This window comes from Pseudomonas sp. NFX98, assembly GCF_047784845.1.
Classification (GTDB): Bacteria; Pseudomonadota; Gammaproteobacteria; order Pseudomonadales; family Pseudomonadaceae; genus Aquipseudomonas.
In genome coordinates, this window is record NZ_JBLNNF010000004.1 from 1 (window position 1) to 16819 (window position 16819).

At 60.7% G+C, this 16819-nt stretch carries 15 protein-coding genes and 1 pseudogene; 9 read left to right on the forward strand and 7 right to left on the reverse strand.

From position 1 onward, the window contains the following. A pseudogene (locus ACM110_RS06075) lies at positions 1-107 on the forward strand (IS110 family transposase); the annotation flags it as partial. A 34-nt stretch (positions 108-141) separates the two neighbouring features. Here the strand turns inward: ACM110_RS06075 and sfnG are convergent. Continuing rightward, a complete protein-coding gene (gene sfnG / locus ACM110_RS06080) occupies positions 142-1236 on the reverse strand; it encodes a dimethylsulfone monooxygenase SfnG (RefSeq protein WP_416127037.1) in 1095 nt (364 codons plus the stop codon). A 357-nt stretch (positions 1237-1593) separates the two neighbouring features. Here sfnG and ACM110_RS06085 point away from each other — a divergent pair, with 357 nt between their 5' ends. Next, on the forward strand, positions 1594-2835 hold the full coding sequence (locus ACM110_RS06085) for an acyl-CoA dehydrogenase family protein (RefSeq protein ID WP_416127038.1): 1242 nt from the start codon (positions 1594-1596) through the stop codon (positions 2833-2835). Between the two features lie 116 nt (positions 2836-2951). After that, positions 2952-3731, forward strand: coding sequence for a TSUP family transporter (locus ACM110_RS06090; protein WP_416127039.1), 780 nt, complete (start codon positions 2952-2954; stop codon positions 3729-3731). Here ACM110_RS06090 and nudC read toward each other — a convergent pair. The 3 genes from nudC to ACM110_RS06105 form a co-directional block, all read right to left on the reverse strand. Beyond that, positions 3699-4529 (reverse strand): NAD(+) diphosphatase, encoded by an 831-nt coding sequence (gene nudC / locus ACM110_RS06095; protein WP_416127040.1) that lies wholly within the window; start codon positions 4527-4529, stop codon positions 3699-3701. The genes ACM110_RS06090 and nudC overlap by 33 nt on opposite strands. A 7-nt stretch (positions 4530-4536) precedes the next feature. Next, positions 4537-5349, reverse strand: coding sequence for a crotonase/enoyl-CoA hydratase family protein (locus tag ACM110_RS06100; protein WP_416127041.1), 813 nt, complete (start codon positions 5347-5349; stop codon positions 4537-4539). A 133-nt stretch (positions 5350-5482) separates the two neighbouring features. After that, on the reverse strand, positions 5483-6256 hold the full coding sequence (locus ACM110_RS06105; protein ID WP_416127042.1) for a methyltransferase domain-containing protein: 774 nt from the start codon (positions 6254-6256) through the stop codon (positions 5483-5485). A 187-nt stretch (positions 6257-6443) separates the two neighbouring features. Between ACM110_RS06105 and ACM110_RS06110 the strand changes: the two genes are divergently transcribed. The 3 genes from ACM110_RS06110 (at position 6444) to ACM110_RS06120 (ending at position 8287) form a co-directional block, all read left to right on the forward strand. After that, entirely contained in the window at positions 6444-6977 is a 534-nt protein-coding gene (locus ACM110_RS06110) for a tetratricopeptide repeat protein (RefSeq protein WP_416127043.1), read from the forward strand. 66 nt (positions 6978-7043) lie between these two features. Next, positions 7044-7529 (forward strand): RNA polymerase sigma factor, encoded by a 486-nt coding sequence (locus ACM110_RS06115; RefSeq protein ID WP_416127044.1) that lies wholly within the window; start codon positions 7044-7046, stop codon positions 7527-7529. Further along, positions 7526-8287, forward strand: coding sequence for an anti-sigma factor family protein (locus tag ACM110_RS06120; protein WP_416127045.1), 762 nt, complete (start codon positions 7526-7528; stop codon positions 8285-8287). The genes ACM110_RS06115 and ACM110_RS06120 overlap by 4 nt, the downstream gene beginning before the upstream one ends. Positions 8288-8405: 118 nt before the next feature. Here ACM110_RS06120 and ACM110_RS06125 read toward each other — a convergent pair whose 3' ends face one another. Together ACM110_RS06125 and ACM110_RS06130 are read right to left on the reverse strand one after the other, a co-directional pair. Beyond that, positions 8406-9713, reverse strand: coding sequence for an ATP-binding protein (locus ACM110_RS06125; protein WP_416127046.1), 1308 nt, complete (start codon positions 9711-9713; stop codon positions 8406-8408). 4 nt (positions 9714-9717) lie between these two features. After that, positions 9718-10419 carry a response regulator gene (locus ACM110_RS06130; RefSeq protein WP_416127047.1) on the reverse strand — a complete coding sequence of 234 codons (702 nt, stop codon included), beginning with the start codon at positions 10417-10419 and terminating at the stop codon, positions 9718-9720. A 291-nt stretch (positions 10420-10710) separates the two neighbouring features. On the opposite strand from ACM110_RS06130, the gene ACM110_RS06135 reads away from it, so the two are divergent. The 3 genes from ACM110_RS06135 (at position 10711) to ACM110_RS06145 (ending at position 15802) form a co-directional block, all read left to right on the forward strand. Then, positions 10711-11868: an efflux RND transporter periplasmic adaptor subunit gene (locus ACM110_RS06135; protein ID WP_416127048.1), complete on the forward strand. Its 1158-nt coding sequence runs from the start codon at positions 10711-10713 to the stop codon at positions 11866-11868. A gap of 15 nt (positions 11869-11883) precedes the next feature. After that, entirely contained in the window at positions 11884-14982 is a 3099-nt protein-coding gene (locus ACM110_RS06140) for a multidrug efflux RND transporter permease subunit (RefSeq protein ID WP_416127049.1), read from the forward strand. 178 nt (positions 14983-15160) lie between these two features. Next, entirely contained in the window at positions 15161-15802 is a 642-nt protein-coding gene (locus ACM110_RS06145) for a DUF1345 domain-containing protein (RefSeq protein ID WP_416127050.1), read from the forward strand. A gap of 21 nt (positions 15803-15823) precedes the next feature. On the opposite strand, the gene ACM110_RS06150 is transcribed toward ACM110_RS06145, so the two are convergent. Beyond that, positions 15824-16783 (reverse strand): fibronectin type III domain-containing protein, encoded by a 960-nt coding sequence (locus tag ACM110_RS06150; RefSeq protein WP_416127051.1) that lies wholly within the window; start codon positions 16781-16783, stop codon positions 15824-15826. Between the last annotated feature and the right edge of the window lie 36 nt (positions 16784-16819).

Below are 16819 nucleotides of genomic sequence, written 5' to 3' on the forward strand. Positions count from 1 at the left end.
CCCCCAAGCAGATCATTTGTGCGGCGATGCGAAAGCTGCTGCACTTCGTTTACGGCGTACTCAAGTCGGGCCAGCCCTACGACCCGAAACTTGCGCTTGCCCGGTGAGGTTCAAGACGGTATCTACAGGGTACGGGTTTGGTCAGGCGACTGCGGCGGTTTGTTTGAGCTGCGTCTCAGCTTCTAACTCGCGCACCAACGGCAACACCCGCTTGCCGAAATATTCCACTTCCTCCTGAAAGTGCAGGAACCCCGCCAGCACCAGGTCCACACCCACCGCTTTGAGTGCCACGATGCGCTCGGCGATTTGCTGCGGCGTGCCGATCAGGTTGGTCTTGAAGCCGTCGTTGTATTGCACCAGATCCTCGAAGGTCGATTTCGCCCAGTTGCCCTCACCTTCCGGTGACACTCTGCCCGCCTGCTTTGCCGCATCGCCAAAGGCATTCACCGCTTCCGGGTCGGCCTGATCGATGATTTGCGCCAGCACGGCACGTGCTTCCTCTTCGGTATCACGGGCGATCACAAACGCATTCACGCCGACCTTCACTGAATGACCGTTCGCTGCAGCCTTGGTGCGAATGTCATCGACCTGGGCCTTGATGCCTTCCGGGGTATTGCCGTTGGTGAAATACCAATCCGACACCCGCGCCGCCATGTCCCGCGCCGCACGGGAACTGCCGCCCTGGAAGATTTCCGGCTGACCCAATGGTTTCGGTTTGAGGCTGTAATTGTCGAAACGGTAGAAGTCGCCGCGGAAGGTGAAGTTGTCCTGGGTCCAGATGCCTTTGAGCGAACGGATGAACTCCTCGGAACGGCGATAGCGCTCGTCGTGCTCCAGCCAGTGTTCGCCGATGGCCTGGAATTCTCCCTTGAACCATCCACTGACAATGTTCACGGCGATGCGGCCGTTGGTGAGTTGATCGATGGTCGCCAGTTGCTTGGCTGCCAGCGCCGGTTGCCACGGGCCCGGCAGGATCGCGGCAATGACTTTCAGGTTCGTCGTCGCCGCCAGCAGCGCATGACTGAACGCCACCGACTCGTGCTGGAATTCCGCGCCGTAACCCGCCGTAAAACGAATCTGCGTCAGGGCGTATTCGAACCCGGCCGCTTCCGCCAGTTGCGCCAGTTTGCGGTTGTAGTCGATGCCCCAATCGGTTCGCTGTTCGATCTTGCTGACCACCAGCCCACCGCTGACGTTCGGCACCCAGTAGGCAAATTTGACGGCTTGCTGACTCATTGGCATGTCCTCGGGACTTTAGGGAGTTCCCGGGGCTAGAGCAGCAAGCGTGCCAGTGCGGAAACGGGGCTTGCGACCCCACTGACTCTAGCCATGCAAGAAACCCTGTAGGAGTGAGCCTGCTCGCGATAGCGGCGGAACATTCAGCATATTTGTCGACTGGATTGCCGCTATCGCGAGCAGGCTCACTCCCACAATGATTCGGGTGTGTCAGGGGCAAATTGCTGTTGCGCTGTTGATGTAGCAACAGTTAGGACCGCCTCGAAACCCGAATCCCCCCGCAAATCCCGGCGCCATTCATTCGGCATGGACCGTGCAACACCCCTGGCATCCACTGCCAACTCAAGGAACTGTTCCATGACCGAACACCAGGTAATCAATCCGCTGTCCGTGGGTACTGACTACGAAACACTGGCGAGCCAATTCCGGCCGATTTTCCAGCGCATCGCCGCCGGAGCCGTGGAGCGTGAACAGTCGCGCACGCTGCCGCATGAGCCGATCCAATGGCTGAAAGAAGCCGGGTTTGGCGCCGTGCGGGTGCCGGTTGAATATGGCGGTGGCGGCGCTTCGGTGCCGCAGCTGTTTGAACTGCTGATCGAACTGGCCGAGGCCGACTCTAACGTGCCCCAGGCGTTGCGCGGCCACTTTGCCTTTGCCGAGGATCGCCTGAATTCGCCAGCGGGCCCGGCACGGGATGTCTGGTTCAAGCGCTTCGTCGACGGTGACATCGTCGGCTGCGCCTGGACCGAAATCGGCAACGTAGCCATCGGCGAGGTGGTCACCAAAGTCTCGCCTGATGGTGATAAGTGGCGGCTCAACGGCGAGAAGTTCTACAGCACCGGCAGCCTGTTTTCCGACTGGATCGATGTCTACGCCCAGCGCAGCGACACTGGCGGCGACGTAATTGCTGCGGTGCGTACCCGTCAGCCCGGGATCGTGCAGAGCGATGATTGGGATGGGTTCGGCCAACGCACCACCGGCAGCGGCACGTCTCGCTTTGTCGACGCAGAAGTTGAAGCCGAGAACGTCATCGACTTCGCCACGCGCTTCAAATACCAGACCGCCTTCTATCAATTGGTGCTGCTGGCGACCCTGGCCGGGATTGGCCGCGCAGCGTTGCGCGATGTCGCCCGTCACGTGCGCGATCGCCAACGCATCTACAGCCATGGCAATGCCCAGCGAGTCAGCGACGACGCTCAAGTTCAACAAGTGGTCGGTGATATTGCCGCATGGGTGTATGCCGCCGAGGCCAGTGCCTTGAGGGCTGCGCATCCGGCGCAGCAGGCTTACGTGGCGCGCTTCTCGGACGACGAAGCAGGGGAACGTGCGGCGAACGTGGCGGCTGAAATCGAATCGGCGAAAGCGCAAGTAGTGGTCACAGAGCTGATCCAGCGCGCGACCACGCAGTTGTTCAATGCGCTGGGCGCTTCGGACATTCGCCAGGGCAAGGCGCTGGACCGGCATTGGCGCAATGCGCGCACCGTGTCCTCGCACAACCCGGTGATCTACAAGGCGCGGATTGTTGGGGATTGGGCGATCAACGGCACGGAGCCGCCGTTTGTGTGGCAGATCGGCAATGGGCCGCAGTCCAAAATTTAAGAGTTCACCCGATCCCGTAGGATCATGTCGGATCGGTCGCCGCAAAGGTCGGATATGGGTAAGATAGCGCCCCTTCCCCGCAGCCCTTTGCTGCACCCGCCGATTAAGCCGATTCCATGCCTCTCGAACTCAGTGTTGACCTCACTACCCTGGCCATCCTGGCCATTGTCGCTTTCATTGCCGGTTTCATCGATGCCATTGCCGGCGGTGGCGGTCTGTTGACCACCCCGGCCCTGCTCACCGCCGGCCTGCCGCCGCATCTGGTGCTGGGCACCAACAAGCTCAGTTCGACCTTCGGCTCGGCCACGGCCAGTTTCACCTTCTACCGACGCAAGCTGTTCCATCCCAAGCAATGGACGCATGCCATTGTCGGCACGCTGATCGGCGCACTCACCGGTGCGGTGGTTGCGCACTACCTGCCTGCGGAATGGCTGAACAAGATGCTGCCGGTGATCGTGTTTGGTTGTGGTCTCTACCTGCTGTTTGGCGGTACGCCGAAAGCGCCGCTGGACAGCGATGCACCGATCAAGAAAAAGTGGCAATCGACCCAAGGTTTCAGCCTGGGTTTCTACGATGGCGTGGCCGGGCCCGGCACTGGCGCGTTCTGGACCGTCAGCAGCTTGTTGCTCTACCCCATCGACTTGGTCAAGGCCAGCGGTGTGGCACGCAGCATGAACTTCGTCAGCAACATCGCTGCGCTGTCGGTATTCGTGTTTTCCGGGCAAGTGGACTGGATCATCGGCCTGTGCATGGGCCTGTCGGTGATGGTCGGCGCTTTCTTCGGTGCTCGCACCGCCATCAGCGGCGGCGCGAAATTCATTCGTCCGGTGTTCATCACCGTCGTGCTGGGGCTGACCGTGCGGCTAGCCTGGCAACACTGGTTCAGCGTGGCCTAAACGCCGGGCCACGTAGACGTCGATCAGGTAACGGGCAATCGAGCGAGACGCTGGCAACGGCGGTAGCTCGTGTACGTTGAACCACTGGGCGTCCTCGATCTCGTCTTCCTGGCAGACAATCTCGCCACCCGCGTATTCGGCATGGAAGCCAAGCATCATCGAATGCGGGAACGGCCAGCATTGGCTGCCCAGGTACTGGATGTTCTTGACCTCGATCCGTACTTCTTCGCGCACCTCACGAATCAAACAATCCTCGGCCGACTCGCCCGGTTCGGCGAACCCCGCCAAGGTGCTGTAGACCCCGGTGACGAAGCGCGGCGAGCGCGCCAGCAGCACTTCATCGCCACGGGTCACCAGCACGATCATGCTCGGTGAAATCCGCGGATAGCTTCGCATATCGCACGGCTGGCAATACATCGCCCGTTCGCGCGGCACCTGAGTCATGGCCTGACCGCAGTTACCGCAAAAACGGTGTTCACGGGCCCAGGTGCCGATTTGCGCGGCGTAACCGAGGACCTTGTACAGCGTGTGATCGCCTTCGAGCATGAACGCCCGCAAGCCTTTCCAGTTGCAGCCCGGCACGTCGCTTTGACTGCGCAGTTCCAGCAGGTACACGGGCTCACCGTCGAGGTGGCCGATGCCATGTTCGGCGAGAATCGACAGGTCCTGGCGCTTGAGCCACTCACGCGGAAACAGCGCGCCATTGTCATCGAACAAAAAGCCTTCCGGGCTACGCGCCACGGCCCAGCCGCCGGGTTGGTCAGTGTCCAGTACTGCAGTGGTCCAGCGTGAAGTCATTTTTCAATCAATCCAGAAATTCGGGTTTCTGTTTGCTCATATGGGCGGCCATGGCCACGCGCAAGTCAGTGGATTGCAACATGGCGGCGTTCCAGGTGGCGACGTATTCGAGGCCGTCATCAATGCGGTGATCACGCATGTAGCTGATCATCTCCTTGGTGCCGGTGACGGCAATCGGCGACTTGCCCGCAATCTCGCGGGCAATGTCCATGACGCCGTCGAGCAGGCTGGCGGTGTCGCTGTAGACGCGATTGACCAGGCCCATGCCACGCGCTTCGTCGGCGCCGAAGGTGCGACCAGTGTAAGCCAGTTCACGCAGCATGCCGTCACCGATGATCCGCGGCAAGCGTTGCAGCGTGCCGACGTCGGCGGCCATGCCGATGTCGATTTCCTTGATCGAGAATTGCGCGTCTTCGGCGGCGTAACGCATATCACAAGCAGCGATCAGATCGATGGCACCGCCCAGGCAATAACCCTGAATGGCCGCGAGCACCGGTTTGCGGCAGTTGTCGACGGCGTTGAACGACGCTTGCAGGGTCAGGATCTTGCGACGCAGCAGGCGCGCGTTGCGCCCGACGTCCTTGCCCATCTCGTTGGCCACGCCAGCCAGCATCATCAGGTCGATGCCCGAGGAGAAATGCTTGCCGGCACCGCTGAGCACCACCACGCGCACTTCGTCGGTGTCGTCGATCCATTGGAAAATCTCGACGATCTCGCTCCAGAACGCGGCGTTCATCGAGTTGATCTTTTCCGGGCGATTGATCTGCACATGAGCGATTTTATCGACCAGTTCGACGCTGAACGCGGTGTATTGAGACATGCTAGTGATCCTTTACCGGGCAAAAAAGAGGCCCGAACTATAACAAGGCAAGGTGGCGGGCAGTAAGGCAGTGGTTCGGCCAAATGCGGGACTGCTTTTGATTGTCGGTGTCCGGACGGGCCTCATCGCAGATCTACCTTCCCTTCACCGCCACAAACACCGCCGTCTCATAAGGCACCGTCACCACATCGCGCCCGCGCAACGCAGGCTCGCCTGCGATCATCGCCCTGATCTGCTCATCCACCTTCGCACGCTCGGCCTCCGGCAGCGCAGAAATGAAACTGGTTGAACGCACCCGATTGAAAATCACGTCCTCCGGCGACCCGGTATGCCCATGGCTGAAATGCTGCGCCTGCAACGACCCGAATGCCGGATGCGGAAACACCCGACGCCAGGCTCCGATGTAGTAGCGCGGCGTATCGCCCTCGAGCGCATTGACGATCGCGTCCAGTTTCGGCACCCAACCGACGCGGGTGTCACGCAGGTTCCACACCAGCCCCAATCTGCCGCCGGGTTTGAGTACGCGGGCAATTTCGTCGAGCGCCTCCTTACTGGCAAACCAGTGGAACGCCTGGGCGCAGACCACCACATCCACCGACGCATCCGGCAACGGCAAGTCCGCAGCCGTACCCTTCACGGCCAACACGACGGGATAGGCATCGGACAGTTTCTCCAGCATCTGGGCTACCGGCTCCACGGCGATCACCTGCGCCCCGGTCGCCACCAGTCGGCCAGTGAACTTGCCGGTGCCGGCGCCAAGATCGATCACCGTTTTATCCGCGTTCAGCCCGAGAGTGTCCGTCAGCCAGTCGGTTATTTGCGGCGGATAATCCGGGCGCCCGCGCACATAAGTATCAGCGCCAACCTTGTAACCGGCGGCCGCCGTGTGGTGAACCTGATCTTTCATGGCAGAACTCCAGATCAATGAAGGGTATCAACGAGCATAACCCGTCAAATTGAGCTTTCCTTGCAGAGAACGTCACAAAAAAATGAATAATTGTTCACGCTGTGGTGTTCATGTTTCGACAGTCACCAGCACTCAACTTTTACGGCCTGTTCGACGCCCCAACCCTGACATCCGTGGAGCTTTACCCATGAACAACCGCTTCTTGATTTTCACGGCACCCTTGATGCTTGCTGTCGTGCTGTCCGGCTCGCAGGCATGGGCCAACGGCGAGGAAGACACACCCGCCAAGCCGCAGTGTCCCAGGGATCAGGTGTTCGACACCAAGGCGCAGAAATGCGTCAAACAGACGAACAAACAGGTCTCGGACGCCGATCGCACCGATTACGCCTATCAACTGGCCAAGGACGGTCGCTACGAAGAAGCCCTGGCGCTGCTCGATACGCTCAACGAGCCCAACACCGCCAAAGCCTTGAACTATCGCGGCTACGCTACGCGTAAACTGGGGCGCACCGACGAAGGCATCGGTTATTACCTGCAATCGGTCAAACTGGATCCGCAGTACGCGCAGGTTCGCGAGTACCTTGGCGAGGCTTATGTGATAAAGGGTCAACTGGATCTCGCCCACGAACAGTTGCAAAAGATCAAATCGATTTGCGGCAACACTACCTGCGAGGAGTATCAGGACCTGGCCGAAGCCATCAACGATTCATCGAAAACCTGACACCGCGAACAGACGGAGGTCGTTATCGCCAGCGATCAGGCTATACGAACAGAACTGGGCCAGCACTTGGCGCGTTTGTGGCGCTACGGCCTGCTGCTGTCCCGGCAACGGCATGTCGCGGAAGACCTGGTGCAGGCCACCTGCGTGCGGGCGCTGGAACGGGCCGCGCAATTTGCGCCCGGTACGCGAATGGACCATTGGCTGATGAGCATTCTGCATTCGATCTGGCTCAACGAAGTGCGAGCGCGTCGGGTGCGTCACGGGCAGGGCACGATAGAGGGTGAAGAAGTGTTGTCGTTCGACGGTGAGTACGTAGCGCAAACCCATGTCATGGCGGCGCAAGTCATCCGCCGCGTCGATGCGCTGCCTGAAACCCAAAGGGAAACGGTGTTTCTGGCCTATGTCGAAGGCATGAGTTATCGCGAAGTCGCCGAAGTGCTGCAGGTGCCCATCGGCACCGTGATGAGTCGCCTGGCCGCCGCCCGGAGCAAACTGGCCGAGCACCCGCCGTTGCAGTCCGTGCCGAATCCTTCCAGCGGAGAACATCGATGAACGCGAAACTCTCGGACGAGCAACTGGTGGCGTACCTCGATGACCAGCTCGACACCGAACAGCGCCAGCGCATCGAAGCCGCCATTGCCGAAGACCCGATGCTCGGCCTGCGCCTGCAATGGCTGAACCGCAGCAGCCTGCCGTTCAAGGCCGCCTACGACGAAGTGAGTCGGCAAGCACCGATGGATCGCCTGCAAGGCATGCTCGACGCCCTGCCCTCGCCGGCCCGCCCGCCGCTCAGTCGTCGCTGGTTCCTTGCGGCGGCTGCCGGACTGGTCATGGGCGGCGTGCTGTCGGATCGTCTGTTCCTCGGTTGGCAAGCGAGCCAGGAGAAAGAAAACTGGCGGCAATTGGTGGCCGACTATATGGTGCTTTATGTGCCGCAAACCCTCGATCACCTGCCCGGCGACGAAGCAGCCCAGCGCAGCCAACTGCGCACGATCGATTCACTGCTGGGCGTGAACCTTACCCCCGCACAACTGACCCTGCCACGTGCCGAACTCCGGCGCGCGCAAATCCTTGAATACGACGGCGTCCCCATCGCCCAGATCAGCTACCTCGACCCAGTCCATGGCCCCATGGCCCTGTGCATCACCCGTTCCGACAGCGGCACCCGGCATTTCGCCCAGGAACGGCGGCGCGGAATGAACATTGTCTATTGGGCAGACATGGAGCATGCGTGGATGTTGATCGGGCATAACTCCATGACGGATCTGGAAGGGATGGCCAAGGCATTACGAAGTCGCTTGAGCACCTGACCGCGTAGCAGCTGCCGAGCCTGCGAGGCTGCGTTCGAGGACGCAGTCCTCGCGAATCCTGCGTACGCGGCTAGCGACTGCTGCGCAGCCGGACGCAGCCTCGCTGGCTCGGCTTCTGCTACAGGTGTTGGACCGGTGTTGGCAGCCACAGTCGGAAGCGCGCGCCACCCAACGGCGACGCTTGCACCGTCAACGTCCCACCCTGCGCCTCCAGCGCGCGGCGACTGATCGCCAGCCCCAGACCAAACCCGCCCGTTGCCCGATCACGACTGCGATCCAGCCGATAGAACGGTTCGAAAATCCGCTCGCGCTCGTCGTCCGGAATGCCGATGCCGTCATCGTCGACCCAGATTTCGCAGCCTTTGGGGCATACCTGCACACCGATCTGAATGCGTTTTTCGCAGTAGCGCATGGCGTTGCGCAGCAGGTTTTGCAGGGCGCGAGCGGTCAACCGTGGGTCGAGGGTGAAGCGTTCGAGCTGGCCGTGGAGCAGCACGTCGATGACGATGTCCGGCGATTGCTCGTCATCGACGCTGCCCAGAATGCTGTCGATGAATTCGTCCAGCGACACCTCGATCTGTTCCGGCACCCGCGCCGGGTTTTGCAGGCGGCTGTAGGACAGTAATTCCAGCACCAGTTCATCGAGTTCGCGAATGTGATCGACCAAACCTTGCAGACGCTCGCGGCTGGTGGCCGGCAAGTCGTCGGACAGGGCCAACGCCAGGCCGAAGTCCAGGCGGGTCAACGGCGTGCGCAGTTCATGGGAGACGGCGTTCAGCAAATCCCGCTGCTGATTCAGCAGATTCTCGATATCGCCGGCCATGGTGTCGAAAACGTTGGCCAGGCTGCCGATGTTGGAACTCGGCGCGATCTGCGTGCGTTCGCTCAAGTGGCCCTTGCCGAAGCGTTCGGCCGCGCTTTTCAGGCGCTCCAGATCACGCCAGTGCGGACGCAGCCACAGCAACAGGCACGCGAGCATGGTCGCGCCGATCAGCACGTTGATGCTCCAGTACAACAGGCTGACGTCCATCGGGTCCGGCGGCACCACCATTTGCACCACTGTCTGCTCGTTCAACGGCGCCACCGCCAACGTGCGCCAGCCCCAGTCGCCGATGCGCACCACGTTCTCGCCGCGCTGCAAACGCTGCTGTTCATCCAAGGAAAAATCGGCATCGTCATTACCGCTGAGTACGATGTGCAGCGGATGAAATTCCTTGTCCATCTCCGCCGCCAGTGCCGGCCATTGTTCGGTGGGCACGGCTTTGAACTGCTTGACGATGAGCGTTTGCAGGCCCCGGGAATAATCGAGGTTGTAGGTGATAAAGCGCTCGTGGAAGACCTTGATCACCAGGTCCGGCACTAAGTAAATCGCTGCGCTGAACGAGAAGATGGTCACCAGGTACAGGCGAAAGAGAATTCTGAACATCGGCTCAGCATTCCCACTCGGAACGGCTGAACAGGTAACCCTTGCCCCACACGGTCTTGATCTTGCGCGCCTCGCCCGCGTGATCATCGAATTTGCGCCGCAGCTTGGAAATCGCCACGTCCACCGAGCGGTCGGTGCCGTTGAACTCGATGCCGCGCAGGCGTTGCAGGATCTGGTCGCGGCTCAGCACTTCACCGGCATGCCGGGCGAGCACCACCAGCAGGTTGTATTCGCCACTGGATAGCTCGACCAGTTGGCTGCGCCAGGTCACGGTGCGCTCCGACAGATCTATACAGAGGTTGCCCATCAGAATCCGGTCGTTGGCGGTTTGCGGCTCGCTGAGGCTGCTGCGCCGCAGCAAGGTGCGTACCCGCGCCAGCAAGACGCGCGGCTCGCATGGTTTGGTGACGTAATCGTCGGCGCCCATCTCCAGGCCGAGCACTTGATCATGGCTGTCGTCGCGGGCAGTGAGCATCAGGATCGGCAGCGTCGCCGAATCGGCGCGCAGCAAGCGGCAGACTTGCAGGCCATCAAGGCCGGGCAGCATCAGGTCGAGGATCACCAGGTCCGGCGGATTGAGCCGTGCCCGCTCCCGCACATGGTCACCGCGACCTATGACGCTGACGGAATAGCCGTTGCGCTCAAGATAGCTGGCGATCAGTTCGGCGAGGGCGGTGTCGTCTTCGACCAGGAGGATGTTGGGCATGCATGTTTCCAGAAGGTGCAGTGGCGCCAGTCAGGGCCTCATCGCTGGCAAGCCAGCTCCCACAGGGTCTGATGTGAACACAAATTGTGTGTGCAGCCTCAATCACTGTGGGAGCTGGCTTGCCAGCGATAGCGGCCTGACAGTCGCAAAAAGATTCAAGGACAGAAGGATATACGCCCACGCGTACTCCTGAGCAAAACCCTTACACAATTTCACACAGCACCTACAAAGCTTCACCGCTACCCTCGCCGACGCCCAGTAGGATGCTGGGGGTCATTATTGGGGTAATTCATGTCAAAGAATCTGCTTGCCAGGCTCAGCCTTTTGGCACTGGCGTTGACGCTCAGCGCGTGCGACAAGTCCTCGATCGCCGAAGAACAGCCGCCGCTAGCCAGCGTTCGCGTCGAAACCATCCTAGCCCGACCGCTGTCGATCAGCAGCGAGTTGAGCGGGCGCATTGCCGCGCCGCGCATCGCCGAGGTGCGCGCCCGAGTCGCTGGCGTGGTCCTGCAACGCACCTTCCGCGAAGGCACTGACGTGAAGAAGGGCGAAGTGTTGTTCCGCATCGACCCGGCGCCGCTCAAGGCTGACCTCGATAGCGCCGAAGCGGCGCTGCGCAAAGCCGAGGCCAATGCGTTCCAGGCGAAACTGCAAGAGCAGCGCTACGCCCAACTGATCGATGACAAAGCAATCAGTGCTCAGGACTACGACAACGCCCGGGCCATGGTGCGCCAGACTGCCGCCGACGTTGCCGCCAACAAAGCTGCGGTGGAACGAGCGAAACTCAACCTCGGCTACGCCACCGTCACTGCGCCGATTTCCGGGCGCATCGGTCGTGCGCTGGTCACCGAAGGCGCATTGGTCGGGCAGAACGAGACCACGCCACTGGCGCTGATCCAGCAACTGAACCCGATCCACGCCGACCTGACCCAATCGACCCGCGAACTCAACGACCTGCGCCGGGCATTCCGTTCCGGCCAGCTGAAAGAAGTCGGTCAAGGCCAGGCCAAAGCCACGCTGATTCAGGACGACGGCAGCCTCTATCCGTTGCCCGGCAAACTGCTGTTCACCGACATCACCGTCGATCCGGGCACTGGCCAGATCATTCTGCGCAGCGAATTCCCCAACCCGGACCTCGACTTGCTGCCCGGCAGTTTCGTGCGCGTGCGCCTGGAGCAAGCGGTCAATCAGCAAGGGATCAGCGTGCCGCAGCGAGCGATCCAGCGTGACAGCGCTGGCATCGCGCAAGTGCTGCTGCTCGACGCCGAGCAGCGCATCAGTCAGCAGCCGGTCGAACTGGGCCCGGTACAGAACGACCGCTGGGTCGTGACCAACGGCCTCAAGCCCGGCGACCGCATCGTCACCGAAGGCCTGCAACACGCCCGGCCCGGCGAGAAAGTGCAGATCGACGACTCCCCTCTTCCACTTGCCCAGGTTTCTGGCCAGTAAGCAGGACGCTTGTTTATGCCGCAGTTCTTTATCGACCGCCCGGTGTTTGCCTGGGTAGTCGCGCTGTTCATCCTGCTGGCCGGTGCCCTGGCCATTCCGCAGTTACCGGTGGCGCAGTACCCCGACGTCGCGCCGCCGCAAATCGAAATCTACGCCGTGTACCCCGGCGCTTCGGCGCAGACCGTGGACGAGAGCGTGGTCAGCCTGATCGAGGAAGAACTCAATGGCGCTGATCACCTGCTGTATTTCGAATCGCAAAGCAGCCTCGGCAGCGCCACGATCAAGGCGACTTTCCAGCCGGGCACCGATCCGGAAATGGCTCAGGTCGATGTGCAAAACCGCCTGAAAGTCGTCGAGTCGCGCCTGCCGCAAGCGGTGAACCAACAAGGCTTGCAGGTGGAGAAAGTCTCCGCCGGTTTCCTGCTTTTGATCACCCTCACCTCCAGCGACGGCAAGCTCGACGACGTGGCGCTCAGCGATTATCTGGCGCGCAACGTGATGAACGAAATCAAGCGTCTGGACGGTGTCGGCAAGGCGCAGCTTTACGGTGCTGAACGGGCGATGCGCATCTGGATCGACCCGCAGAAGCTGATCGGTTTCAACCTGACGCCCGCCGATGTCAACGCCGCCATCGTCGCGCAGAACGCCCAGGTTTCCGCCGGCAGCATCGGCGACTTGCCGAGCCGCACCACCCAGGAAATCACCGCGACCATTCTGGTGAAAGGTCAGTTGTCGACGCCTGAAGAGTTCGCCGACATCGTGCTCAAGGCCAACCCCGACGGTTCCACCGTGCGCATCGGCGATGTCGCAAGGGTCGAAATCGGCAGCCAGGAATACCAGTTTTCCACGCGCCTGAACGGCAAGCCGTCGACCGCCGTCGGCGTGCAACTGTCGCCGGGGGCCAACGCGCTGAACACTGCGACACTGGTGCGGGCGAAGATGGATGAACTGTCGCGCTACTTCCCGGCGAACGTCGAATACAAGATTCCGTACGACACCTCGCCCTTCGTCAAAGTCTCGATCACCAAAGTGGTCTACACCCTCGGCGAGGCAATGTTGCTGGTGTTTGCGGTGATGTTTTTGTTCCTGCAAAACATCCGCTACACGCTGATCCCGACGCTGGTGGTGCCGGTGGCGCTGATGGGCACTTTCGCGACCATGTTGGCCCTGGGTTTCTCGATCAACGTGCTGACCATGTTCGGCATGGTGCTGGCCATCGGTATCCTGGTGGATGACGCGATCGTGGTGGTGGAGAACGTCGAGCGGATCATGGCCACCGAAGGCCTGTCGCCCAAAGAAGCCACGCGCAAGGCGATGAAGCAGATCACCGGGGCGATCATCGGCATCACTCTGGTGTTGGTGGCGGTGTTCATTCCGATGGCGTTCATGCAGGGTTCGGTCGGAGTGATTTACCGACAGTTTTCGCTGTCGATGGCCACCTCGATCCTGTTCTCTGCATTCCTCGCCCTGACCTTGACCCCGGCGCTGTGCGCGACCTTGCTCAAGCCGATTGCCAAGGGCCAGCATCAAGAAAAAACCGGCTTCTTTGGCTGGTTCAACCGTCGCTTCGAGCAATTGACCGACCGTTATCAAGGCTGGGTCGCCTACGCGCTCAAGCGCACTGGCCGTTATCTGCTGATCTACGGCGTGCTGCTGGTTGGCTTGGGGCTGTGCTTCGCACGCCTGCCCTCCTCGTTTTTGCCGACGGAAGATCAGGGCTACACCATCACCGACATTCAGTTGCCGCCGGGCGCAACCAAGAACCGTACCGTGCAAGTGGCCGAGTTGCTCGAGGCGCACAACGCCGGCGAACCGGGTGTCGGTGACAGCGTGGTGATTCTCGGCTTCAGCTTCTCCGGCAGCGGGCAGAATGCGGCGCTGGCGTTCTCCACGCTAACCGACTGGTCACAGCGTGGCAGCGAAGATTCGGCGAGTTCGATTGCCGACCGCGCCAACATCGCCCTGAGCCAGATCAAGGACGCCATGGCCTTCGCCGTGCTGCCACCACCGGTGGATGGCCTCGGTACGTCCAGCGGTTTCGAATTCCGCTTGCAGGACCGTGGCGGCCTCGGCCATGCCACGTTGATGCAGGCGCGCACCGAGTTGCTGGCGGCCGCCGAGAAGAGTCCGATCCTGATGAACGTGCGTGAAAGCGCGCTGGCCGAAGCGCCGCAGGTGCAGTTGATCGTGGATCGCAAACAGGCCAATGCCTTGGGCGTGTCCTTTGCCGACATCGGCAGCGTGCTGTCCACCGCCGTAGGTTCGGCCTACATCAACGACTTCCCCAATCAGGGGCGGATGCAACGGGTCGTGGTGCAGGCTGAGGGCGATCAGCGCAGTCAGGTTGAAGACCTGCTGAAAATGCACGTACGCAACAACAACGGAAAAATGGTGCCGCTGTCGGCGTTCGTCCAGGCCAAATGGATTCAAGGCCCGGCGCAACTGACCCGCTACAACGGCTACCCGGCGATCAGTATTTCCGGCGAACCGACACCCGGCCATAGCACCGGCGAAGCCATGGCAGAAATCGAACGATTGGTGGCGTTGGGGCCGGCGGGATTAGGCCAGGAATGGACTGGCCTGTCTTTGCAGGAACGTTTGTCCGGCAGTCAGGCGCCGATCCTGCTCGGCTTGTCGTTGCTGATCGTGTTCCTGTGTCTGGCGGCGTTGTACGAGAGTTGGTCGATCCCGACCTCGGTGCTGCTGGTGGTGCCGTTGGGTGTACTCGGTGCGGTGCTGGCAGTCACGTTGCGCGGCATGCCCAACGATGTGTTCTTCAAGGTCGGGCTGATCACCATCATCGGCCTGTCGGCGAAGAACGCGATCCTGATCATCGAATTCGCCAAGAGCCTGTACGACGAAGGCCACGACCTGATCGACGCCACCCTGCAAGCCGCACGCCTGCGCTTGCGGCCGATTGTCATGACCTCGCTGGCGTTCATCCTCGGTGTAGTGCCCTTGGCGATCGCCACGGGCGCCAGCTCGGCGAGCCAGCAAGCCATCGGCACGGGGGTGATTGGCGGGATGACTACGGCGACGTTGGCGGTGGTGTTTGTGCCGGTGTTTTTTGTGGTGGTGATGAAGCTTGTCAGCAAGCCTCACAAAAACACCTGACCAAACACCAAACACTGTGGGAGCTAGCCTGCTAGCGATGACGGGCTGACATTCAAAAAAGATGTCGGCTGATACACCGCTATCGCGAGCAGGCTCGCTCCTACAGGGATCGCGCGGATTTCAGGATTGTGCTCAGCTGGGCTAAGGTGTCAGCAAAGCCCCAGCGCATCGAGCCTCCATGTCCTTTCTCACCCACACTCACCCACGCCTGTCCACCGCCATCCTGCTCGGCATCGCGGCAGGTGTGCTGGCGCCGGCCGATTCGATCATCAATAAAATCCTCATCGGCTGGAACGCCGGGGTCTGGACTTATCTGGTGCTGATGCTCTGGCTCACCGCGCGCGCCAAAGCTACGGACGTGAAACGCATCGCCGAGATTGAAGACGAAAACGCCGGGCTGGTGTTGATGCTGGTTTGCATAGCGGCATTGGCGAGCCTGGCGACCATCACCGTTGAACTGGCCGGCAGCAAAGACCTGGAAACCACTCGCAAACTGCTGCATTACGGTTTTACCGCACTGACAGTGATCGGTTCGTGGCTGTTGATCGGGGTGATTTTCAGCGTGCACTACGCACGGCTGTTCTACACCTGGGAAGGCAAGGAACCGGCGTTACGCTTTGCCGAAGGTATGACGACGCCCAATTACTGGGACTTCCTGTACTTTTCTTTCACCATTGGCGTGGCGGTGCAAACCTCGGATGTCGGCGTGGCCACGCGGGAGCTGCGCAAGATTGTGTTGGCGCAGTCGCTGATCGGGTTCCTGTTCAACACCGCGATATTGGGTTTCTCCATCAATATCGCGGCAGGGCTGTTCAACTGAACGTCACCCTTGATTGAATGTTCAACTCAAGGTCGTCACCTCAAGCGTCGCCGGTGCCGAGTAGCGGTCAGAGACGTCATGGGCGCAAATTTCCACTGAATAGGTACTCGCGCTTCGCAGGCCGATAAACTGCACTCTGCGTAGCGGGCTGTGGACTTCCCGCGTGGAGCCCGCGTGGTTGTCGATTTGCGTTCGATATCCGCTGACACCGATTGAGTCCTGCGGCTGGCTCCATCTCAGTTCGAACCCCTGTTTGTTGATATTGACGACTTCAATCGCCTGCGGTGGGTCCAGCACCGGTGTCTGCACAATGACAGGATTGCTCGCAGCGGATCGGTTGCCTGCGGCATCCAGTGCGACCACAGCAAAACGATAAGTCCTGCCCGGCGTCAGTCCTTTGGCCATATAACCATCGACGCTGGATTCGACCGGCCTGTCTATCGTCGCGATATCCCGGCCATCCTGCACGATGACGTTATGCGTTACCCGAAGGTCATCTGCAGGCGACGCCCAAACCAGCATGGCGGCCTGAGAAGAGACGTTTATAGCTGCAAGTCCCGTCGGTTTTTCAGGAGGGATGACATCCCTGAGCGTCCGGAATTCGACTTGCGCTTCGGGTGACAAATTGCCCACTGCATCCACCGCGCGGATTTTGAACGTGTAGGGGGTGTCGATGTTCAGAAGGCTGACGTGATAACGCGTCTCCTCAACCGTGGCTATCAGGCCGGACTGTGAAAACACCCGGTATCCCGCTACGCCGACATTGTCGGTTGAAGCGTCCCACGTCAGTGTCGCGTCAAAATAACCAATGTCCCGCACGGTCAGATTTTCGGGGCGCGAGGGTGGTGTTTGATCCATTGGAATAACGTAAAAGCTGGCGTCCGACACATTGTCGCCAGCGGCCCTGGCCCGAACTTCGACATGCAGATCAACGGCCGGATTCAGTCCGGTGATCTCGCAGGGAGGGTGGCTGAGGTTCAATGTCGAAAAACCTTCGCCGCTTACTTCATACCCCAC